Annotated in this window: 23 protein-coding genes; 13 read left to right on the top strand and 10 right to left on the bottom strand. The window is 37.4% G+C overall.

The window, feature by feature from the left end:
- Positions 1-108: 108 nt before the first annotated feature.
- The 8 genes from uvrB (at position 109) to L3V46_RS12800 (ending at position 9725) form a co-directional block, all read left to right on the top strand.
- Positions 109-2130 (top strand): excinuclease ABC subunit UvrB, encoded by a 2022-nt coding sequence (gene uvrB / locus L3V46_RS12835; protein WP_034613705.1) that lies wholly within the window; start codon positions 109-111, stop codon positions 2128-2130.
- A gap of 137 nt (positions 2131-2267) precedes the next feature.
- Positions 2268-2858, top strand: coding sequence for a lipocalin family protein (locus L3V46_RS12830; protein ID WP_239045892.1), 591 nt, complete (start codon positions 2268-2270; stop codon positions 2856-2858).
- A gap of 144 nt (positions 2859-3002) precedes the next feature.
- Positions 3003-3932, top strand: a complete 930-nt coding sequence (rarD, locus tag L3V46_RS12825) for an EamA family transporter RarD (protein WP_239045891.1) — start codon at positions 3003-3005, stop codon at positions 3930-3932.
- Between the two features lie 112 nt (positions 3933-4044).
- On the top strand, positions 4045-5745 hold the full coding sequence (locus tag L3V46_RS12820) for a hypothetical protein (protein ID WP_239045890.1): 1701 nt from the start codon (positions 4045-4047) through the stop codon (positions 5743-5745).
- A 354-nt stretch (positions 5746-6099) separates the two neighbouring features.
- Entirely contained in the window at positions 6100-7557 is a 1458-nt protein-coding gene (locus tag L3V46_RS12815) for a glyceraldehyde-3-phosphate dehydrogenase (protein ID WP_096733847.1), read from the top strand.
- A 148-nt stretch (positions 7558-7705) separates the two neighbouring features.
- Entirely contained in the window at positions 7706-8167 is a 462-nt protein-coding gene (locus L3V46_RS12810) for a hypothetical protein (RefSeq protein ID WP_239045889.1), read from the top strand.
- A 130-nt stretch (positions 8168-8297) separates the two neighbouring features.
- The gene (locus L3V46_RS12805) at positions 8298-9032 is read left to right on the top strand and encodes a hypothetical protein (protein WP_034613682.1); all 735 of its coding nucleotides are present in this window, start codon (positions 8298-8300) and stop codon (positions 9030-9032) included.
- A gap of 12 nt (positions 9033-9044) precedes the next feature.
- On the top strand, positions 9045-9725 hold the full coding sequence (locus L3V46_RS12800; RefSeq protein ID WP_034613752.1) for a hypothetical protein: 681 nt from the start codon (positions 9045-9047) through the stop codon (positions 9723-9725).
- A 60-nt stretch (positions 9726-9785) separates the two neighbouring features.
- Here the strand turns inward: L3V46_RS12800 and L3V46_RS12795 are convergent, their stop codons facing one another.
- The gene (locus L3V46_RS12795) at positions 9786-10637 is read right to left on the bottom strand and encodes an SDR family oxidoreductase (RefSeq protein WP_239045888.1); all 852 of its coding nucleotides are present in this window, start codon (positions 10635-10637) and stop codon (positions 9786-9788) included.
- A gap of 126 nt (positions 10638-10763) precedes the next feature.
- Here L3V46_RS12795 and L3V46_RS12790 point away from each other — a divergent pair, with 126 nt between their 5' ends.
- The gene (locus tag L3V46_RS12790; RefSeq protein ID WP_004721299.1) at positions 10764-11138 is read left to right on the top strand and encodes a helix-turn-helix domain-containing protein; all 375 of its coding nucleotides are present in this window, start codon (positions 10764-10766) and stop codon (positions 11136-11138) included.
- 68 nt (positions 11139-11206) lie between these two features.
- Here L3V46_RS12790 and L3V46_RS12785 read toward each other — a convergent pair whose 3' ends face one another.
- From L3V46_RS12785 to L3V46_RS12765, 5 genes are all read right to left on the bottom strand, one after another.
- The gene (locus tag L3V46_RS12785; protein ID WP_239045887.1) at positions 11207-11851 is read right to left on the bottom strand and encodes a DUF2238 domain-containing protein; all 645 of its coding nucleotides are present in this window, start codon (positions 11849-11851) and stop codon (positions 11207-11209) included.
- Positions 11852-11952: 101 nt separating this feature from the next.
- The gene (gene purB / locus L3V46_RS12780; protein ID WP_239045886.1) at positions 11953-13341 is read right to left on the bottom strand and encodes an adenylosuccinate lyase; all 1389 of its coding nucleotides are present in this window, start codon (positions 13339-13341) and stop codon (positions 11953-11955) included.
- Positions 13342-13397: 56 nt separating this feature from the next.
- Positions 13398-14129, bottom strand: coding sequence for a high frequency lysogenization protein HflD (gene hflD, locus L3V46_RS12775; protein ID WP_004820699.1), 732 nt, complete (start codon positions 14127-14129; stop codon positions 13398-13400).
- A gap of 30 nt (positions 14130-14159) precedes the next feature.
- Positions 14160-15296 carry a tRNA 2-thiouridine(34) synthase MnmA gene (gene mnmA / locus L3V46_RS12770; protein WP_034613669.1) on the bottom strand — a complete coding sequence of 379 codons (1137 nt, stop codon included), beginning with the start codon at positions 15294-15296 and terminating at the stop codon, positions 14160-14162.
- A 4-nt stretch (positions 15297-15300) separates the two neighbouring features.
- Positions 15301-15786, bottom strand: a complete 486-nt coding sequence (locus L3V46_RS12765) for an NUDIX hydrolase (protein ID WP_004820704.1) — start codon at positions 15784-15786, stop codon at positions 15301-15303.
- A 607-nt stretch (positions 15787-16393) separates the two neighbouring features.
- Here L3V46_RS12765 and L3V46_RS12760 point away from each other — a divergent pair.
- On the top strand, positions 16394-16876 hold the full coding sequence (locus L3V46_RS12760) for a hypothetical protein (protein WP_004820707.1): 483 nt from the start codon (positions 16394-16396) through the stop codon (positions 16874-16876).
- Positions 16877-17003: 127 nt separating this feature from the next.
- On the opposite strand, the gene L3V46_RS12755 is transcribed toward L3V46_RS12760, so the two are convergent.
- The 4 genes from L3V46_RS12755 to L3V46_RS12740 form a co-directional block, all read right to left on the bottom strand.
- Entirely contained in the window at positions 17004-17546 is a 543-nt protein-coding gene (locus tag L3V46_RS12755; RefSeq protein WP_239045885.1) for a gamma carbonic anhydrase family protein, read from the bottom strand.
- 134 nt (positions 17547-17680) lie between these two features.
- Positions 17681-18829 carry a D-alanyl-D-alanine carboxypeptidase PBP5/6 gene (dacC, locus tag L3V46_RS12750; RefSeq protein WP_004820709.1) on the bottom strand — a complete coding sequence of 383 codons (1149 nt, stop codon included), beginning with the start codon at positions 18827-18829 and terminating at the stop codon, positions 17681-17683.
- 141 nt (positions 18830-18970) lie between these two features.
- Positions 18971-19345 carry a hypothetical protein gene (locus L3V46_RS12745; RefSeq protein ID WP_239045884.1) on the bottom strand — a complete coding sequence of 125 codons (375 nt, stop codon included), beginning with the start codon at positions 19343-19345 and terminating at the stop codon, positions 18971-18973.
- A gap of 183 nt (positions 19346-19528) precedes the next feature.
- Positions 19529-19894: a hypothetical protein gene (locus L3V46_RS12740; protein WP_239045883.1), complete on the bottom strand. Its 366-nt coding sequence runs from the start codon at positions 19892-19894 to the stop codon at positions 19529-19531.
- A gap of 116 nt (positions 19895-20010) precedes the next feature.
- Between L3V46_RS12740 and surE the strand changes: the two genes are divergently transcribed.
- The 3 genes from surE to L3V46_RS12725 all read left to right on the top strand — a co-directional run bounded on the left by surE (position 20011) and on the right by L3V46_RS12725 (position 22767).
- Complete coding sequence (surE, locus tag L3V46_RS12735; protein WP_239045882.1) at positions 20011-20796, top strand: 5'/3'-nucleotidase SurE; 786 nt, start codon at positions 20011-20013, stop codon at positions 20794-20796.
- A 106-nt stretch (positions 20797-20902) separates the two neighbouring features.
- Complete coding sequence (locus tag L3V46_RS12730) at positions 20903-21739, top strand: peptidoglycan DD-metalloendopeptidase family protein (protein ID WP_004820715.1); 837 nt, start codon at positions 20903-20905, stop codon at positions 21737-21739.
- A 95-nt stretch (positions 21740-21834) separates the two neighbouring features.
- Positions 21835-22767, top strand: coding sequence for a LysR substrate-binding domain-containing protein (locus L3V46_RS12725; RefSeq protein ID WP_004721269.1), 933 nt, complete (start codon positions 21835-21837; stop codon positions 22765-22767).
- Positions 22768-22853 lie beyond the last annotated feature (86 nt).

Here is a 22853-nt window from a genome sequence, read left to right as displayed (position 1 = left end):
GAATATTGTGTAAAAAGCCCCATCTAGAATAGGTGTCAATGTATGGGTTTAATTGGTTTCTGTTAAACTACTGTGGCTTCTTCCCGATTGGTTAAAGAGTGAATTATTGTGAGTGAACATCAACCTTTTGAACTTGTTACAAATTATCAACCTGCTGGGGATCAACCACAGGCAATAGCAAAATTAGTCGAAGGCATAAATAAAGGTTTTCACGACCAACTTCTACTCGGTGTAACGGGTTCAGGGAAAACCTATACCATGGCAAATGTGATTGCACAAACGCAACGTCCAACCATTGTCATGGCACATAACAAGACCCTCGCTGCACAATTATATGGCGAATTTAAAGCATTTTTTCCAAACAATGCAGTTGAATACTTCGTCAGTTATTATGACTATTATCAACCTGAAGCTTATGTACCATCTTCAGATACTTTTATTGAAAAAGATTCAGCAATCAATGATCACATTGACCAGATGCGTCTCTCCGCTACGCGTGCTTTATTAGAACGCCGTGATGCGATTATTGTCGCTTCAGTATCCGCGATCTATGGTTTGGGTGATCCCAATGCTTATATGAGTATGTTATTGCATATTGTACAAGGGGATAGAATTAGTCGTGATGACATTATTCGTAGACTTGTTGAAATGCAATATACCCGTAATGAGCTGGAATTTTTACGCGGTACCTATCGTATTCGTGGCGAAATTATCGATATTTTCCCTGCTGAATCGGACCAACATGCAGTTCGGGTTGAGTTGTTTGATGATGAAGTTGATTCAATTCGATGGTTTGATCCAATTACTGGGAAAATGGTCCGTAAAGCACCTCGTATAACAATCTACCCCAAAAGTCATTATGTAACGCCAAAAGACAATTTGCAGCGTGCAATTGGAACGATTCGTGATGAATTGGCTGATCGTTTAGTGTTCTTTAAAGAACATGAAAAACTCCTTGAAGCACAGCGGATCGAACAACGAACCCGTTATGATTTAGAAATGATGCAACAATTGGGTTATACCAATGGTATTGAAAATTACTCACGGCATTTATCTGGTCGTCCAGCGGGTGAAGCACCTCCGACATTATTTGACTATATCCCAGATGATGCGTTACTGATTATTGATGAATCGCATGTGACTGTTCCACAAATTGGGGCAATGTATAAAGGTGACCGTTCACGTAAAGAAAACTTGGTCAATTATGGTTTCCGTTTACCTAGTGCATTGGATAACCGTCCGATGAAATTTGAGGAATGGGAGCGTATTGTTCCAACCACCATTTATGTCAGTGCAACACCTGCGAAATACGAACTGGAAAAATCTGAACAAGTTGCAGAGCAGGTAGTACGTCCAACTGGATTAGTCGATCCAGAAATTGAAATACGTCCTGTATTGACTCAAGTGGATGATGTGCTTTCAGAAATTAATATCCGTAAAGAACTCGATGAACGTGTTTTAGTCACCACCTTAACCAAACGTATGGCAGAGGACTTAACTTCATATTTAAAAGAATATGGGGTGAAGGTGGCTTATTTACATTCAGATATTGATACCGTTGAGCGTGTCAAAATTATTCACGAATTACGAACAGGGGTACATGATGTTCTGGTCGGGATTAACTTGTTGCGTGAAGGTCTGGATATGCCAGAAGTATCGTTGGTTGCCATTCTTGACGCAGATAAAGAAGGTTTTCTTCGTTCTGAACGCTCATTGATCCAAACCATTGGTCGTGCTGCTCGTCATTTAAAAGGTAAGGCGATTCTATATGCTGACCGTATAACTGATTCGATGCAGAAAGCCATAGATGAAACTGATCGTCGTCGGGCCAAACAAATTCAATTTAATGAAGAGCATGGCATTATTCCGCGCAGTGCTGTACGTCAAGCAATTAAAGAAATTGATACTGGTGAAGTGATCAGTGATGATGAAATTGAAGCAGGTATAAGTGACCAGCATCAGGCGTTAACTGCGGATGAACGTCACATTTTATCTGATCCAAAACTCTTTACGAAGCACATTAGCAAGCTTGAAAAAGAAATGCTAAAAGCATCTAAAGAGTTACAATTTGAACAAGCTGCGCGATTACGTGACGAAATTGTGCGTTTAAAAACCAGAATGTTAAAGTAATTGTCTCTTTGTGGGATGATTACACTTTGGTACTTGCTGTAGCTTTAGTTTGAACAAGGATACATAAAGCTACAGTCTAAGTTTAAATTTCTGATTATTTTATAATAAATAGTAAAAAGTAATGCTGAGGGTATAAGGTGCAATTATTCAAAATATTACCCAATTCTTATGACTTTAAAAAATTAATAATCGTATTCGGGGTGGTTTTTTCCAGCTTTTTTTATCCAAAAGTCTATGCGGAAAATTCGACTTTAGCTGCGATTCCAAAATTGGAATTGGGTCAATATTTAGGGCTATGGTATGAAATCGCCCGTAAACCAATGTATTTTCAAAAAGATTGTAAGTCAGATGTGACTGCACGATATACCGTGAATGAATATGGCAATGTTGCAGTTGATAATCGATGTGTAGATCAAAATGGACAAGAATTACGTTCATTGGGTGAAGCATTTATCAGTAATGAGCCATTTAATTCAAAATTTAAAGTGAGTTTTATTCCAGAAGCGATTCGTTGGATGCCCGTGGGCCGTGGTGATTATTGGGTATTAAAAATTGATTCAAACTATCAAATGGCTTTGGTGGGAGAACCGAAGCGAAAATATTTGTGGTTGCTGTCTAGAGACCCTCATCCAGATGAAACAAAAGTAACTGAATTTCTTCGTTATGCACAGACTGTTGGTTTTAACTTAAAAGATCTGATACGAACCAAGCAGAACGCGCAAGAATAATCAGAAATTTAAGCCGATATATTTTGAATATTTCGATATTTGCAAATCTTGAGTTTGGAAAAATAATTGAATATTCAAATTAATTTTGGGTGAAGATGTTTATAATGCCTAAGAATTTATTTGAAAATCACCGTGAGGCGACAGATGTTTAAGGGCGTCGTATTGTCTGTATTGGCATCTGTAACATTTGGGGTTTTATACTTTTATACCAAATTGCTGGGCGATCTAGATAGTCAACAAACCTTTGGTTGGCGGATTATTGCCACTTTACCGTTCCTGACCTTATTTATGTTATTGAGCGGTGATTTTGTTCATGTCAAAACCATTTACCGTCGAATGGTCAAACAACCTGCTTTATTACTTTTATTGATCATCACTTCTATCTTGACCTGTTTCCAACTCTGGCTTTTCCTTTGGGGGCCGATGAATGGGCGGGGCTTACAAGTATCGCTTGGATATTTTCTTTTACCCTTGGTTCTCGTCCTTGCTGGTAGCATTTTTTATAAAGAGAAATTATCAAAATTTCAGATGGTTGCCGTTGCTTTTGCTGTTCTTGGGGTAGGGCACGAATTATGGCGTTTGGGCAGTATTGCATGGGAAACCCTCAGTGTTGCATTGGGCTATTCGCTTTATTTTCTGGTTCGAAAAACCATTAAAACCGATAATTTAGGTGGCTTTTGGTGGGATATTTTAATTTGTATTCCCATCGCAATTTATTTCACTCAAACCGGATTGGATGCATATAGCAAATTTGCTGATTCACCCGTTTTAATCGTTGTGGTTGCAGGGCTTGGAATACTGAGTGCGATTGGTTTAGGAAGCTATATTTTAGCGAGTCGTCATTTACCGATGGTTTTATTTGGATTGTTAAGTTATTTAGAACCTGTTTTGTTGGCCTTAGCGTCCTTGGCGTTGGGTGAATCTATTTCAGCAGATGAATGGTTTACCTATATTCCAATTTGGTGTGCTGTGGGGGTTTTGGTATTGGAAGGGATTTGGCATCTCTATCAACAAAACAATAAACGGAAAAACTTAGCCTTGAATATCGAGAAATTAGACGAAAGAATCGGTTAATCAAAAGAAAATAAATTGATAATTGTTGGACTATAATTTTTAAAAGTGTTAAATTTATCTCATTAATCCATGTTTTAATTTGGTTTTTAAGTAGAAAAACGCTGAATATATTATGAACACAACAATAATTCCCTATCAAACACGGGCAACCTTATTGCAATTAGAGCCTAGTACCGATTTAAACTGGGAACAGGTTTTGTGTGATGTTTTTGATGAAGCCAATATCGAAGTACGTGAAGAAATTGAACGTCAAATTTTAAGACCGAAAGAAATTCAATGGAACAAAGGCAATAACAGCTTCGAATTTAAAATCACAAATTCATTAGAAAATTTAAAATATAGCTTTGAAAATGAGCGAATGCGTTCCATTGCAACCAAATTGAGCAACTCAATCAATTGGTTAAAAAATATTACAGATAGTATTCAGATCGCAGACTATTTAGAAAATGCGTTGTATCAAATTGATTTGATTTCGGTGGATGATCATCTAAATTTGCAGCGAGAAAAATTACTGATTCGCCGTGTTTTTTTACAAGATGTGGCGAAATTGATCCGCACAATAAATATTGAAGCACCAGTAGGTATCCGCAACTTAACTTCTGATCAAATTAAATGTTTTATTATTGAAGTGTTTATTAAACAACAATTACTGGGCTATTGGTTTAAGCCATTATTGACCAAATCATCTGAATTAATGAAACGTCCTTTTTTTAAGTATTTTATTTTAAGAGAACAACGGATTCGTAAGTTTGATATTGTTAAAACCTCTGAATTTATCTATTTAATTGCACCGATTGAAAATTTTGAACAGAATCCTTATTCAATTCGACGCTTTCTGTTTGAAGAAAATATTGAATATAAAAATCAGGTCTATGTAACGGGTTTGGTACTCGATACCGATCAAATGAGTGAAAGTGAATATCGAGATAGCACGGATCTTTTAATTCAAAAAATGGTCACAATTCAGCATCAAGTTCATAGAGATGTGATTGAAATTGTACAAGAATTTGAGGATTTTACAGAAAATAAACTCTTGCCATTTTTAATGGAACCACTTGGAATGGTGGGGAAAAATAGTGATACTGTTGCACAAAATCATATCAAAACCATTGAACAGTTGCTCACGGCCAATATATTGATGCCGTTAAGAAATGCGGTTAAAAGCGATTTATCACATATTGAAGAATTTGAATATTTGTTTATGAGTGTGCATCGAATATTTTCTGAAATTTTATCGCATTATCGTGACTTTAAAGAACAACCCGCATTATTTTTTAATTCTCATGTTCAACTGTTTGAATATCGTTTGCTGGCTTATCTAAAGCTATTGGAAAAGCGTAAAGATGAAATTTTTATTCCAATGAGCCCGCGAGAATGGCAAGTGATGCATGAACGCTCTCAACAACCGATTAGAAAACTTCAAGAAATTATCGCTGAGCAAGTGAAAGATTATAGGGCTTTAGACAGCTATGTTAAGCAATTAAAGAATGAACAACATGAAGTAGAAGGCTCACTGTTAAAAAAAATGATCAAAGGCGGGAAAGTTGAAAAGGATATTGTTCAAGCAAACCATGCCGCAATGTTGATAAAAAAACAAACCTATTTAGAGGTATTAACTGTTCCTAAAGGTTTAGCAAAGTATAGTGTATTTATTGAGTTTGAAAGCCTGACTTCAATGAGTGAATTGGAGCGCCATTATGCATTTCCTTCAGGGGACAATGGCATTATTCGCTTTCCTTATTTAATGAAGCTGCCTGAAAATTTAGCTGATTTTGATTTGGAAGAATTTAATGCGTCGATTAATGATGATTAAAGCGCGTGTTAGGGGCTGAGTAGAAAGCTCAGACTGAGCGCGATAATGGGGTACTTAACGATGCAACATCAGCTTTATTTTTGTTTTTGTCTGGTTTAACTTTGTACTTATCTACTTTATTTTTCCTCTTCCTCTGGTAAAGTCAATATCAATACTAAAATTCTACATAGATGCAAAAAACTAAAATGGCTGAAATATTGTTTAGAGATCAAGGCATAATTTAAAATAAAATACCCAGTATGACAAAATATTATAAAAATGTATCACGATTTGATTTCAACTAAATGAGAATTACATTACAATTATGGGGTTTAAAAATCCATGTCTAGATATACATAAATAGAGGACGTATCTGTGAGCAAAGACACTATCATCGCCCTACATGCAGAGCACCAAGGTCGCTGGAAAAACCGTGAAGAAATCGCGGAACGTATGATTGCATTAATCGGTCAATTATACCGTGAAAAAAACATTGTGACTTCTGTGTACGGTCGTTCTTTAGTGAACCGTTCAGTAATTCAAATCCTTAAAGCGCACCGTCGTACACGTATGATGGATGTTGAGCTTTCTGTTGTACATACTTTCCCTATTTTAGAAGCTTTAGCGAAATTAGATAATATCGGTTCTGCTGAAGTTGATTTAGGTAAACTTGCAGTTGAATATAAAGAAAAGGGTGGCGATATTGATGCATTTGTTGCTCAAGCTGTTCAATCTTTAGATGGTCGTCCTGCGCAAGTTGAGCCTAAAGATGTTGTTCTTTATGGTTTTGGTCGTATTGGCCGTATTTTAGCGCGTTTAATCATTAGCCAATCAGGTCTTGGCCGTGGTTTAAGCCTTAAAGCGATCGTTGTACGTAAATCATCTGATGGTGATTTAGAAAAACGTGCTTCATTGTTACGTCGTGACTCAATTCATGGTCCATTTGCAGGAACAATTTCTGTTGATGAGCAAAATGAAGCAATCATTGCAAATGGTAACTTTATCAAAGTGATCTATGCGTCTAGCCCTGCTGAAGTTGATTACACAGCTTATGGTATCGACAATGCACTAGTGATTGATAACACAGGTAAATGGCGTGATATCGATGGTTTATCTCAACATCTTAAATGCCCTGGCGTAAGTCGTGTTGTGCTTACAGCGCCTGGTAAAGGTGACATGAAGAATGTCGTGTTTGGTGTTAACCAAGCGGACATCATTGATTCAGACAAAATCATTTCTGCTGCAAGCTGTACCACTAACGCGATCACACCAGTTTTAAAAGTGTTAGAAGACAAATATAAAGTGATCAATGGTCATGTGGAAACTGTTCACTCATTTACAAATGACCAGAACTTGATCGATAACTATCACAAAGCAGATCGTCGTGGCCGTGCTGCAACACTGAATATGGTTATTACAGAAACAGGTGCTGCAAAAGCTGTTGCGAAAGCATTACCTCAGTTACAAGGTAAATTAACAGGTAATTCAGTACGTGTTCCAACACCAAACGTTTCACTTGCTATTCTTAACTTAACACTTGAGAAAGAAGTAGATCGTGAAGAAGTGAACGAATATATTCGTCAAATCTCGATCAACTCTAACCTTCAAGGTCAAATTGGCTATACCAACTCTACAGAAGTTGTATCGTCTGACTTTATTGGTTCGCGTACAGCGGGTGTATTTGATGCACAAGCAACAATTACTTCTGGTAACCGTTTAACAGCTTACGTTTGGTACGATAACGAAGTTGGTTATAGCTGCCAAGTATTGCGTATTGCTGAGCAAGTATGTGGCGTAAGCTATCCGAAAGTACCGGCTGAAACAAATGCATAATTTGTAAGAGTCGTCGAAAAGGAGCTTCAAATGAAGCTCCTTTTTTTATATTCAAAATTGATGATATATGGTTAAATTCAAATGAAAATTACTATTTGTCTCAGCAATTGGACTAAAAACATTTGATTAAGAAATTAGAGAAAATAAAATGAAAACAAAAATCTTATGCATCATGATGTTATTTACTTGTTTTGCTACACATGCAAAATCCTTAGAATTACGTCCTTTATTAAAAGATCGTTTTGAACAAAACTGTGCAATTCGGCAGCAATATGATTTTCATAATGAAAATACAGAACTGATTGCACCACTTGAACACTATACGATTGATGTAAAATATGTGGATAAACAGGTTTATGACTCAACCACTTATAAATTAAAAAATGTCACTTATGCTGGCATTCCTATTCGCAAAATAGAATTTAGTTTTGGTCGTCCAGCGCAACAATACAATGAATATTTATATTTTGATCTGAGCACTACAGCAGCAAAGCAGCGATTTAAAACTCTAAAATTCAATCAAAATCATGAAAAAGGCGATGTGAGTGTTGAGTATAAAAATAATACAGCAATTGTGCAGTGCTATTGGTTAGCTGATTTTTCGAAATAATCCGTAGATTAGATATCAATTGTTTATTAATTAAACAAAATTCTTCGACTTTTATACATAAAAACGCATATTAATTCACATAAGTATTTAAAATAAAAAATAATTAAGGATAAAAATTAAGGACAGGATTTTGCAGTTGAAGCAAGTTATGGCAGGAGTTGCCTTTATTCTTATTGCTACAGTGTGTGGTGTATTGATTGCAATCTGGGTATTTAAACATTTTAATATTTATATTCCACTTGAAAATCAAGCTGTACGTATCGATTTAAAAGAGCCTTTACAAGCCAAAGTACAAATTCATGACGCATTAGATGTGGATGTCAAAGGAAAAGTGAAAGCTGAAATTCCTATTCATGAAAAGCTAAACTTACCGATTACACAAACCTTAACCCCACATGTGTATTTTGATAATGAAGTCCCAATTCAAACCACAATTCCTGTGAATGAAGTGATCAAAATCAATCAGGATATGCCGATTGATACCAAGGTTAAAGTCACTGTTTTAGGCAAAGATATTACTTTACCGTTAAAAGGGAACATCCCGATTCATATGGATGTGCCGATTAATTTACAAGTACCACTCAACCAAAATATTCATTTAAAGTTTGATGCCCCTGTAAAGGTCTTACTTAAAGAAAATTTACATGTGCCACTTGATGCGACATTAAAAACCAATATTCCAATTCAAGGCCACCTCAATGTTCCAATTAAATCAGCACTTCAAGCAACAGTAGATGTTCAAAACACATTACCAGTAAAAATTGAAAAAGGGCAGCTTAAAATTCCGCTCAATAGTTTAAGGCTATCACGTCGCGATCATCTGCCTGTAGAACCACAACAACCACAGTCCGAAGCTTTAAAATAGGGTGGTATGGAAATGTGGATCTTTAAATCTATACGAAATTTGTTGTTCACTTTTATCAGCGTCGTATTGCTCATTGCGCTGTGCGTTTGGTTATATTTGAATATTCATGCCTCAATGCAGGTTTCTGCACAAAGCGCACAAATTCAATTGTCGAAATCTTTACCGACAAAAATCCATGTGGGGAATTATTTACAAACACATGCACAAGGTGCTTTAGATACTGAGTTGACGATTGACCGTGAATTGGCTTTACCTTTAAAAGGCAAATATTTGGCTAATTTAAGTTTTGTTGTGACAACGCCGATTGAGGTTGAGCTTGATTATGAGACTGATATTCAGATTGAAACGCTAATGCCATTAGAAACAACTACGGACTTGGTTTATCAAAATAAACTGTTGCCTCAATTTCCTTTAAAAGTGGATATTCCGATTAAACTTTCGGTGCCATTTAAGTTAAAACGACGATATCAAGTCCCGATCAAGATTATGTTTGATGGACCGGTTTATTTAGAATTTGATGAAGTGATTCATTTATATGTTAAGCATAAACTTAAGCCAATACTGAATATTAATGATCCAATGACGATGAAAAAAATTGCGGTGTTCCGTGCAACCATGTACAACACAGAAAGGCAGTCCCTCGCAGATCTAGAGATGAATATCGATTTCCCTATCAAAAATATTCATCCTTAATTACTCAGTATAGCATGGGCTTAAATTTTGTATTTAAGCCCATGCTCATCTTTAAAATACCTAAAATAAAGCTTTAACCTGATCCTGAATATGCGTTGTTTTACGACCAATCAAATGTTCCAAGTCTTTACTTTCACTATACATTGCACCATTTACAGTCTGTACATCTGCATCAACAATAACCGTTACAAGTGCTTGGGGTAATCCTGCTGTGAGAAGCGCCTGAGTATAATCTTCTGGGCTGATATCTTGATACTGTACAGTTTTACCTGATGCCAAAGCGATATAAGAGGCTAAATCTGCAAGGGTAAAATGATTTGAACCTGCAAGCTCATAGGTTTTATTTTCATGTCCTGAGGAAGCAAGGACTTTGGCTGCAGCTTCAGCATAATCTAAACGAGAAGCTGAACTGATTTTTCCATTTTGAGCACTGCCGTAAAGCGTTCCTGTTTCCGCAGTATGCTTAACGTTACCAAGATAATTTTCGCTATACCAATTGTTGCGTAAAAACGTATATTTCAAACCACTTTGCAGAATAAGTTCTTCTGTTTCACGATGTTCTTGCGCTAAACCGAGTAGGTTATCTGTTGCATTGAGTAAGCTGGTATAGGCAATGTGTTCAACTTTGGCTGCGACTGCGGCATCTATAACTGCTTTATGTTGTGGGGTACGACGACCAATTTCATTGGCTGAAATTAAAAGTAATTTATCTACATTGTGTAAAGCAGGTATTAATGTTTCAGGTTGATCATAGTTAAATAGGCGAAGTTCAATCCCTTGTTGTTTGAGCGACTGTGCTTTATCTATATTTCGAACCAGCGCCACAATATTTTCAGCAGCAGTATGTTGAAGTAAGGCTTGGATCACCAATTGTCCAAGTTGACCCGTTGCGCCTGTAATTGCGATTTTCATAAATTCACCTTTAAATATGATTTAAATTGGATGTTTTTTAAACTTGATGTTATTATCATAATCATTAAACTTACTATATGTAAGTACGTACCTAAAAGTAAGCTAATTACTGTGTAGAGAGAATTTATGAGCATCTATGCTTCAAGTGATTTAATTGGTCAAGTTTTATCCAGTCAGTGCCCATCTAGAGAAATATTGGAGCATTTAACCAGCAAATGGTCTGTATTGGTTTTACGTTGTTTAAATGATGGTGTGCAACGTTTTAGTGAACTGCGCAATCGAATTGAGGGGATCAGCGAAAAAATGCTGGCACAGACATTAAAAGTGCTTGAGCAAGATGGCTTTATATTGAGAACGGTTTACCCTGAAGTACCACCGAAAGTAGAGTATCAATTGACGATTTTAGGTGCACAAGCGGCTGAAAAATTAAACTATTTGATTGGTTGGATCGAGCGCAGTTTGCCCGATATCTTAGAGAATAAACAAAGATTGCAAAAGTAAAACTCAGTTGATTTTATACTCACCAAGAACTTGATCGCTAAGTGAGTATATTGGAAGGGAGGAAGGTCTTATTGTTGAGGATGATTCCCTTTTGCCGCAGCTTTTAAAGAGACTAGTCCTGTCATGATTGCACCAATGGTGGCTAAGAACATATCCTTATGTGCATCCCATATATCACCTTGTTGCCCATTGTAGTTTTCAGCTTCTTCTGGAGATAGGCCAATGGCAATCCACCATTCAATCCATTCATAAAATAAACTGGTTGCCATAACAAATTGAATGACCAATAAAAATAAGGTTTTAGGCTTTAAGCTTGGTAACCAGACTTGGAAAATTCGGTAGAAAAATGGGTAAAGGAGTAAACCATAGAACAAGTGTACAAAGCGGTCAAACATGTTACGTGTCCAACCCATTGCTTGATTGAGATCAAAATGTAAGTATTTGATTGACCAATCATTATAAGGCACATAAGAATAAAGATAATGTGCTGCAATGACATGAATCACCAAGAAGAGGATATACAATAAAAATGATGAAAATGTCAGCCCTATTTTCTTTAGACAGAAAAACAGGGTAATCAGCATGAGCAAGGTGCCAATCTGATGCAGCATGTAGGATGGATATTCTAAAGGATTGATACTGGCAAGAATGATTGCGATTGCAAGAATAGCAAGAACAAGCCAATGTTTTTTTGTTAAGGCATGATAAATCATTATGATATTTTCTAAAAATTATTACTGCGCATTGTAATCAAAAAGCAAAAAAATGCGAAGCATTGGCTTCGCATTTTTAGGTCTTTTAGAAGATTAAAAGCTTAGATTTTATCAATCAAATCTTTAATTTGTTTGGCTTGATCCGCAGCATTACCCGTGTAAGTTGCAGGGGTCATTTCAGCCAAACGTGCACGATCAGCAGCAGGTACAGCTTCAAGTTCAGTGCCATTGACAAAATCAACCATCATGTCACGTGTCATCGCTTGACCACGAGTCAATGCTTTTAATTTTTCATATGGTTTTTCAACTGCATAACGGCGCATTACAGTTTGGATTGGTTCAGCCAATACTTCTTGAGCATGATCAAGGTCTTCAAGAATACGTGCTGCATTAAGTTCAAGTTTACCAATACCTTTTGAACATGCTTCAAAAGCAATTAAACTTTGTGCCAAGCCAACACCCATGTTACGTAATACAGTCGAGTCGGTAAGATCACGCTGCCAACGAGAAATTGGTAATTTTTCGCCTAAGTGCGCTAATACTGCATTGGCAATGCCCAAGTTACCTTCAGAGTTTTCAAAATCAATTGGATTGACTTTGTGAGGCATTGTAGAAGAACCGACTTCACCTTCTTTTAAACGTTGTTTAAAGAAGCCTAAAGAGATATAGCCCCAAACGTCACGGTTAAAGTCGATCAGAATTGTGTTAAAACGACGTAAAGCATCGAACAATTCAGCAATGTAATCGTGTGGTTCGATTTGAGTTGTGTAAGGGTTGAAGGTTAAACCGAGTGATTCAACAAATGCTTGCGAGTGAGCAGGCCAGTTGATTTCAGGATAAGCAGAGTAGTGCGCGTTGTAGTTACCTACCGCACCATTAATTTTGCCTAATAATTCAACTTGTTTAAACTGTTTGATTTGACGCGCTAAACGATATGCAACGTTGGCCATTTCTTTACCCAAAGTAGTTGGGCTCGCAGTTTGACCATGGGTGCGTGATAGCATTGGTTGTTCTGCATGTGTTTCAGCTAAAGCCACAATAGAATCAACAATTTGTTGCATAGCAACAACTAACACTTCACGACCATTTTTCAACATCAAAGCGTGAGAAAGGTTGTTGATGTCTTCTGAAGTACAAGCAAAGTGAATAAATTCGCCTGCATTTTTAAGCTCATCAATATGTGCAATTTTTTCTTTTAAGAAATATTCAACCGCTTTTACATCATGGTTAGTGGTGCGTTCAATCTCTTTAATGCGGTTGGCATCATCTTCAGAAAATTGAGTAACAATCGTATCTAAAGCGGTATTGGTTGCAGCAGAAAAAGCTGGAACTTCTGTGATTTCAGGACGATTTGCAAGCGCTTGTAACCAACGCACTTCAACAGTCACACGAGCATGGATTAGACCAAACTCAGAGAGGTAGGGGCGTAATGCATCACATTTGCTTGCATAGCGTCCATCTAGTGGAGAAAGTGCGGTTAAAGCGTTCATAAAGATTCCTTAAATTTTGGAATTAGAGCGAATGGCGTAACTCGAACAGTATCAAATTAAACAACCTGATATTGTAATCGAGCAAGATCTTGAATATCTTGAAGAAGTTTGCGTTTGCTAAAGATCATATTCCATGAGCTTCCACCTAATTGACGCCATAGGTGAGCCATTTGTAAGCCTGTGAATAAACTGGCACGGATACGATTGGTATGTGCAGAGTCTTTGAAGGCTTCTGCATTACCACGGACTAGAATTCGGGGGTTAATTTGACCAGCAGTGTCGACATAGGTCTGTGCTAAATTGGCAATGATACTTGGATGTAAGTAGTTATTATCAAAAAAAGACAGCTGTTTTAATATTTTTTGTTGAGATTGTTCAATAATTTCAACAAACTTTGGATTGCTATAAACTTTTTTTTCCAAGGCCAATAATGACATGGCATAAGTCATTGGCAGTTTTGCATTGGCAATTTTAGGAATTCTAGATTTCGGTGATGCTGAGAAAGGTTGTGTAATGCTACTTTCTAAAGTTTTTAAACCTAAGGAAATGTCTGCCAATTGATTGAAGAAGTCTAAAGTTTGACCTGATGAATTGGCAGTGGCGCGTATATTGAGGCTGGCTTTGATGAGCTGTTCAAAATAGAAATTACCACTTTCACCAATACTTTGACGCCCTGACATTGCAGTCATATGCGTCAGCTGTGTTGCTTGAAACACAGCTGCTAACGCCAAAGCTCGGTTTTGGCGTTGATTCAAAGTTTGAGGCTGTTGAAAGGGCAACTCAACCATGCCTAAATTCCTTTAAATAATTTTTAATCATTACTCAATAAAATCTGGTTTTGGTGCATTGGTATGATGAATCACACCCCCACCTAAACAGACTTCATCGACATAGAAAACAACACTTTGTCCCGGTGTTACGGCACGCTGTGCTTCATCAAATTCGACACGAACACCATTTGGCGTGTTTGCATCTTTATAAATTGTACATGCTTGATCAGGCTGACGGTAACGAGTTTTTGCCGTGCATCGGAAACCTGTGTCTGGAATTGCTTGTTCACCCGCAACCCAGTCAATTGTTTCAGACCATAAAATGGTACTCTGCATCAGTGGATGTTCATGACCTTGTCCAACCACAAGACGATTACCTTCAATGTCTTTATGTAGAACAAACCAAGCACCTTCTTCTGCGCCTTTGAGTCCACCTAAACCAATACCACCACGCTGACCGAGCGTATAGTACATTAAGCCGTGATGATCACCAACCTCTTTTCCTGTATCTAAGACAATTTTCCCAGGTTGAGCAGGTAAATATTGTTTTAAGAAGTCATTAAAACGGCGTTCACCAATAAAGCAAATCCCAGTGGAATCTTTTTTCTTGGCAGTGGCTAAACCCAGTTCTTCCGCAATTTTACGTACTTGTGGTTTTTCAATCTCACCAACAGGGAACAAGGTCTTATTGATTTCACGACCATGAACCGCGTGAAGAAAATAAGTTTGATCTTTGTTATTGTCTACACCACGTAATAAAGGCGCATATTGATCACCTTTTGAATTGGTGGTTGTTTCGCCACGACGACAATAATGTCCAGTTGCAATAAAATCCGCGCCTAAATTGACAGCATGATCTAAGAATGCACGGAATTTAATTTCTTTATTACACAAAATATCTGGGTTTGGTGTACGACCAGCGGCATATTCTGCTAAGAAATGTTCAAAAACGCGATCCCAATATTCCATTGCAAAATTTGCAGTATGGAGTTTGATCCCAATTTTGTCACACACCGCTTGTGCGTCAGCAAGGTCATCCATTGCGGTACAATATTCCGTGCCATCATCTTCTTCCCAGTTTTTCATGAAAAGCCCTTCAACTTGATATCCTTGTTGAAGTAAAAGTGCAGCAGAAACAGATGAATCTACACCACCCGACATACCGACGATGACACGTTGTTGCATAGGATTAGGCATCCAAATTTGAAATTAAAGGAGAGTTTTGGTGCTCATAGATGAGCGAAAGTGGGTATTTTTGCCCAGAAAGTGCATCTTGTACAGCTTTAATGACCAAAGGACTTCTGGCGCGAGCAGATTCAAGCAGTTCTTCAAGCGTCATCCATTGTGGACCAATGATATCTGTATCCAGTTGTGCGTCTGGAAAGTATTCAGTCACATGTGCTAAAAAGCAAAATCTAAAATAAGTGCGGTCTGGAAACATGGGTGGGGTATAGGTATAGATCCCCAGTAATGAATTGATTTCTACTGCATATCCTGTCTCTTCCATGGTTTCACGTAACGCAGCTTGAATAATAGTTTCACCACATTCAACATGCCCAGCGGGTTGATTGAACACAGTATGGCTTACACCTTCAGTATATTCTTCTACAAAAAGAAATTTTCCATCTTTTTCTACAACTGTCGCAACAGTAACGTGGGGTGTCCAAGCGGTCATGACCAGCACCAAGGGAGATAAAGCATTATTCTACAAAATTTAGCACGTGGTGGCTATGTTCATGCGGATTTTCTTTGATCATCCTAAGCGGACATGTATCGACAATATGCTCAAAATACTTCTGGGCAAGTTTGCTTATCTTGCATTTGGAGTTGAAATCTCAGCGCTTTAACTGATTAATCTATTATTTTATATCAGCTTGTTGTAGGTCAGAATATTTCACATAAAAATTACCATATAAACTGATGTATTTGGCTCTATCGATGCAGCTCAATATACTACTGGAATATTCATGTGCAGATGTGTTAAGTGTTATATGCGATATGTTTGTATGATTATTGGACTTAATATCCAACACAGAATTAAATACATTCGCTATTTACAGGTGTACACCACTCAAACATAAAAGACTTTATTTGTTTGAATCTACTGTATCGTCGAATGTTTTTTGGATAGAATTAAAAGACATTGGCTATAAAAGATAGTCAAATCAAAAAAGCTTGAATTGGGGCTTGATCAAGCAACGTTTTATACAGGTAAAGCCAGTTCTTGTTTTAAGATCGCTTAGCCATTCCAATTCTTGGGCATACAATAGGATTTAAAAAGTATGATAAAGAAATTATTATGTATACCTTTAGGTGTATTGCTGATCACTGGGTGTGCTTCAAATCCTAATGACGCCACTTCCAATGTAGGTACACAGGGATTATTAATTTGCCAGCCAAGTGAACTTTGTCCAATCGTCACTGTGGTGTGGAATGAGACACATAAAGACTTTTTAAAGGTAAAACTTAGCTTAAATAGCGCCTATACCAAATATAATATTGAAAAAGTTGTATTTAGTGATGGTGCAAAAAGTCACTCATTTAATGTGATTGGGCCAACTGAAATTGATTTTGCATTTAAAGCAAATCGTTCTCGTAACAGTGTGCTTATTCCAGTCAACCTAATGGGGGACTTCAAAGGCTCGCAAAATATCTTTATGGAAATACATACAGATCAAGGTGTGATTACCCGCTATATTTTAAAAGACAATGTCAAAGCACCAGTATTTGAAGAATTAACCAAATACTACAAGGTCTCTGAATAGCGGTTTGATCCAAAATGTAATGCCTAATTCCACTGTAGTTCAGTGGAATTAGATTTAGTTGAGCAACATGTATTCAAATAACAAATACGCTTTTAAGCATGCCTAGGTATTTGCTTTAATCCTATGGTTAATCGTTCGCTTCTAAATAATGATTTGCTACTTTGACATAGTGTCTTGCTGAATAAGGCAAAAATTCCTTTTCTTTGTCAGTTAAAGGGCGAACCTTTTGCACTGGGCTTCCTACATAGAGATAACCACTTTCTAAGCGCTTACGCGGTGGAACCAGTGAGCCTGCACCAATCATGACATCATCTTCAATCACCACATCATCTAGAACAATTGTATTAATTCCCACTAAAACCCGGTTGCCAATGGTACAACCATGTAAGGTGACATGATGTCCAATGGTCACATCTTCTCCAATCACTAAAGGTGAGCCATTGGGTTTAGCATCATTTTTATGACTGACATGTAAGATGCAATGGTCTTGTACATTAGAATAACGGCCAATTTTAATGTGATTGACATCCGCACGAATCACCGCAAAAGGCCAAACCGATACATTCTCCGCCAAAGTTACTTCACCGATTACAACCGAGAGATCATCGATATAACAGGTTGAATCAATTTTAGGATGATGGCCTAAATACGAACGAATATTTTTTTTCATGTTGGCTTCCATGTCAAAAGCAAAATTTAACCAGTGTATTTTTACCGAGTATAAATTAAAAAGGCATCCAAATCTGTGATCAGGATGCCTGTGCTTTAGTCTAATAAATTCAATATTAGGTTTAAGCGAATAACTTAGAACAAGTTGCTAAAGAACATTTTGATATGGTCGATCAAACGAGAGAAGAAGCCTGCTTCTTCTACAGCTTTTAACGCCACTAATGGTTTTTCAGCAATCACTTTACCATCTAAAGTTGCTGTTAATTTACCAACAACTTGACCTTGTTTTAATGGTGCATTTAAGTTGGGTTGAACAGTGACTTGTGTTTTGATGGCATTGGCTTGACCTTTAGGCATGGTCACATTGAAGTTTTCAGCTAAACCAATTTGTACATCATTTTCTTTACCAAAATAAACTTTTGCTTTAGCAAGCACTTGATTTGCAGGTTGAACACTGACTGTTTCAAAGTTTGAATAACCCCAAGCTAACAATGAGCGTGTTTGGCTGGCACGTTCATTCATCGATGGTGCACCAAAAATCACAGAAATCAAACGCATTGGGCCGCGTTTTGAAGATGTGGTTAAGCAATAACCTGCTTCATCGGTATGACCTGTTTTTAAGCCATCAACACTTGGGTCGGTATACAGTAAGGCATTACGGTTACCTTGTTTAATCCCGTTGAAGGTAAATTCTTTTTCAGAATAAATAGGATAATATTTTGAACTGTCATGAATGATATGTTTAGCAAGTACCGCCATATCTTTTGCAGTTGAGTAATGACCCTCAGCAGGCATACCCGTTGCATTGATAAAGTGTGTATTGACCATACCTACACGTTTGGCTTCTTGGTTCATTGCATAGGCAAATGAACCCTCATTACCTGAAATATGTTCAGCCATTGCTTTAGATGCATCATTACCCGACTGGATAATAATGCCTCGTAACATTTCTAAAACTGTTGCAGTACCATTTAACGGCACATACATACAAGATTCAGTACTGCTACCACGACACCATGCAGACTCATTCATACGAACTTTTTCACTTTCGGTCAGTTCGCCTTTAAGAAGTTTTTGCTCAATGATGTAACTCGTCATCATTTTCGTCATCGAAGCAGGTGCTAATTTTTCATTTTCATTCTTCGATGCAAGAATTTGACCTGTCTCATAGTCCATTAAGACATACGATTTATTATTTAATTCTGGCGGAGTGGTTAAGACGGTTGCTGCATAAGAAAATGAAGGTAAAAGTAATAATGCAGCAATGGCGCTTTTTCGAGTCATTCTAGGTCGTTCCAATCGTTATATGAGCACAAACAGGCTAGCATTTTAGGGCAAAGCAAAGCCGACTTCTATAAGGAAAGTCGGCTTATTTCTTACTTATTGTAACTAATTCAATATTTGTTGGATAAATTGCAGAAATCGTTATGACTGATAGTTACTAATGTCATTACAAATTGCTGTGTTTTCAGTATCACCCGCTTTTTTAGCATCACTTTTTGCTTCTTTTAAAGCTCTTTGGAAATCTTTTTGCTTGGAAAGTGATTTTAAGGTTGCTTTAGGATCTTTGTCATTTGGCATATAGTCTTTAAGCAAGTGATCAAAACCTTTATTAAATGCAGCATCTGTTTTGATTAGACTTGGGCAGATATCCGACAATACATAAATTGCAGCCAATTCTTCTTTAGAGACTTGTTGCTGGGTGACTTCGATTTTGTCAGATGCGGCAAAAGCATGGCTCATAAATAAACCACTTGCTGAAACAAGGCTTAATGTAAGCATTTTTAACGTCATACGCATAAATAACCTAATCAATTTTTAATTTGAGAATCTGCATAGATTAAACGTAAAAACTGTGAAAAATATAGAGAAAGTGTATCGATGTTGTAGATTTATTTGAAATTTTCGCACACTGAACAATGCAAAAGATGTCAAAAAAGGATTTTTTAACATCGCATTGGGGGGAGGTTTTTTTATTTTATTTTAGTGTGGAAGTTCAAGTACATCTGCACATACTGCTTTGTGTTCAGCTTGATCAACTTCTTTGGCACTGGTTTGTGCTTCTTTGAGTACAGTTTGGTATTCTGGATCTTGTTGAAGCTGAGTCAATGTTGTAGGTTTGGACAAATCCTTTAATAAGGTTTGGGTTAAACTTGCAATTTTAGTTTGAAATGCAGGGTTGTTTCCAATTAACGCTGGGCAAACATCGGCAAGCACCTGTGTTGCGGCAATATCTTCTTTCGCAATTCGATCAGATTCTTGTGAAGTTAATGTTTCTGAAAATGCAGATTGTGCACAAAGTGTGATGAGTGCGATAGAAATAGTATGAGTAAGAGAACGTGTAATCATCTTTATAGTCACAAATTAGATTTAAAATTGAGTAAGTAACTATATATAATTGTTCAATAAATTTGAATTAAATTACTCAGTAGTCATTTAATAATTTTTAGTCAGAGAACCTTTTAGTGAATATTTTAATTGCCAATGATGATGGTGTTTTTGCACCAGGTATTCAAGCTTTAGCAAAAGCATTACGACCTCTAGGTCGAGTTGTTATTGTTGCGCCAGAAAGTGAGCGCAGTGGTTATTCAAGTGCATTAACCCTAGATCGGCCACTTCGACCGATTCAAGTTGCACCAGATATGTGGGCAGTCAATGGGACACCTGCTGATTGTGTTTATTTGTCCATGAATGGTTTATTTGATTTTGAGTTTGATTTAGTTGTCAGTGGAATCAATAGTGGGGCGAATTTAGGTGACGATGTCCTTTATTCTGGAACCGTAGGGGCGGCATTTGAAGGACGTTTGATGAAACAGCCTGCAATCGCAGTTTCATTGGCAGGCAGTAATGTACGTTCCTATGACAACCCTGAAGATTATGCGCAAGCCGCAAATTGGGTTTACAGCTTTATTGCCAAAGGCCTACCCGAGCTGCCTCCACGACATATCTTAAATATCAATATCCCCGATGTCGCAGAAATTTTAGGGGCTCAAATTACATACCAGGGGCGTCGAATACAATCAAAACCGATGACCAGTCAGGTTGACCCGCGTGGTCGTCAAGTCTATTGGATTGGTTTGGCGGGTGAGGCGGTGACAGTTCCGCAAAAAAACGCACAAAACCTGCAATCTGACTTTTTTGCCATTGCCAATGGTTGCGTCAGTATTACCCCAATTCAGATGGATGCAACCAATTACACAATTCTTGAAACACTACAATCACAACTCTCACATAGTCATTTTGATGTATGAGTGTTATAACTTTGTGAAAAAGCACTGTTAAACAGTGAAATGCGTGTGTATTTTGCTAATCTTAAGCAAATATTTTTAAATTTTAAGATTGTAGAGAGGGAAATCAATGCTTTTGGCTCGATCAACACTTCCAATTCAAATGCCTAAGCGATGGATGAAAATCATTTTGTCCACAATAGCAATCACCTCTACCATAGTGGTGACTGGGTGTGCATCGAAGCCTCAAATTAATAACCCTACACGTTATGCTGTTGCGCCTGACTATTACACAGTTCGTTCTGGTGATACCTTAAGTGCAATCTCTATGCGTTATGGTTTGAGTTATCTCAGTGTTGCTGAAATGAATGATATTGCTGCGCCTTATCGAATTTATGTAGGCCAGTCATTACGTTTGAAAAAAGGTGGGGGCAATGTCACTCGATCTACAACGAAACCGTTGACGAGCAATGAACCGCAAATTCAACGCCAAACGATTAAGTTACCAACACAGCAGCCGACGTCGCCAACTGGCACAACGACGGCTCAGCCAGTAACGCCGCCGCCTGTACAAACGACGACGACAGTACAATCAACCCAATTGAGATGGGTAAAACCATCAAATGGATCTGTTATTGCAAATTATAATATTGCGAATAATATTAAAGGAATACGTTTTGGAGGGAATCAAGGTGATCCAATTTTTGCCGCAGCGGATGGACAGGTGGTTTATGCTGCAGATGGATTAAAAGAATATGGTAATCTTGTCTTAGTAAAACATATCGATGGTTACATTACTGCATATGCTCATAACAGCAAAATGTTGGTGAAAAGTGGTCAAACTGTGACAGCAGGACAGAAGATTGCAGAGATGGGATCTTCAGGTGCTAGCAGTACCATGTTGGAGTTTCAGGTACGTTTAGATGGAAAACCGATAAACCCAGCAAATATTTTACCAATAAATTAAATATTTTAATGCAAAGTGTAATTTTCTTCGTATAATACAATGAGTTGTTTTGAACAAAAAAGTGTGAAACAGCTCATAATTTCAGAGGGAAATTTATGTTAGATCAACTTCGGGCAATGGGTGTATTTGCTTGTGTTGTTGAAAAAAGCTCTTTTAGTGGTGCCGCGCGTGACCTTGGCATTACGACTAGTGCGGTTAGTCAGCAAATTAGATCTCTAGAACATGAAATGGAAGTGACACTTCTACATCGTTCTACGCGAAAGCTGAGTTTAACTGAGGCTGGTCAAGCTTTTTTCCACAGTTGTCAAGAAATGCTCGCTGCCGCAGAGCGTGGAAAAATCCGCATTAATGAGTTGCGCGATGATTTAGTTGGGGATTTGCGTATTGCGACAACCCCGGAAATAGGGGCAACACATGTTGTTCCTGCTTTATCGCATTGGATGTCTGCACATAGAGGTTTGATGGTTCATTTTGAAGCAGATAACCAATATATCGACTTGATTCAAGAGCGTATAGATATTGCTATTCGCATGTCTTCAAAAATTGAAGATGCGAATAACTTGAGCTGTATGCCACTTGCACGAGTCGATCAGATCTTAGTTGCATCGCCAAGTTATTTAAATCAAACAGCGCCTATTTCACGTCCTGAAGATTTACAGAATCATGATTTGATTCCGATAAATATCATGAAAAATTCTCAACATTTTTCATTTCAGCATGGTGCAACAGGTGAAGTTGTTAATTTAGAAATGAAGCATCGCCTTCAGACAAATAACGTATTTGTTGCAAAATCATTGTGCCAACATGGGCATGGTATTGCGCGAATCCTTTATTTAGATGTGCAAAAAGAATTAATGAACGGAACATTGGTTGAAGTGCTTCCAGAGTGGAAATTACCAACTTTCACTTTAAGTGCTGTGACCTTAAAGCGTGAACAGCAGCCGATGAAAATTCATCGTTGTTTGGATGCTTTGAAACAATATTTTAGCCAGTTGCCTGGTGGTAGAATTTTCCAAGAAGCTTCATAAAGTTCTAATTCTAATAAGTTCTAATAAAAAAGCCGCTTTAAAGCGGCTTTTCTATATCTGCAATTTGATAAGCATTCATGACAAAA

This window comes from Acinetobacter sp. AG3 (assembly GCF_022343575.1).
Taxonomy (GTDB): domain Bacteria; phylum Pseudomonadota; class Gammaproteobacteria; order Pseudomonadales; family Moraxellaceae; genus Acinetobacter; species Acinetobacter guillouiae.
This window is presented reverse-complemented; position numbering and strand designations above follow the sequence as displayed.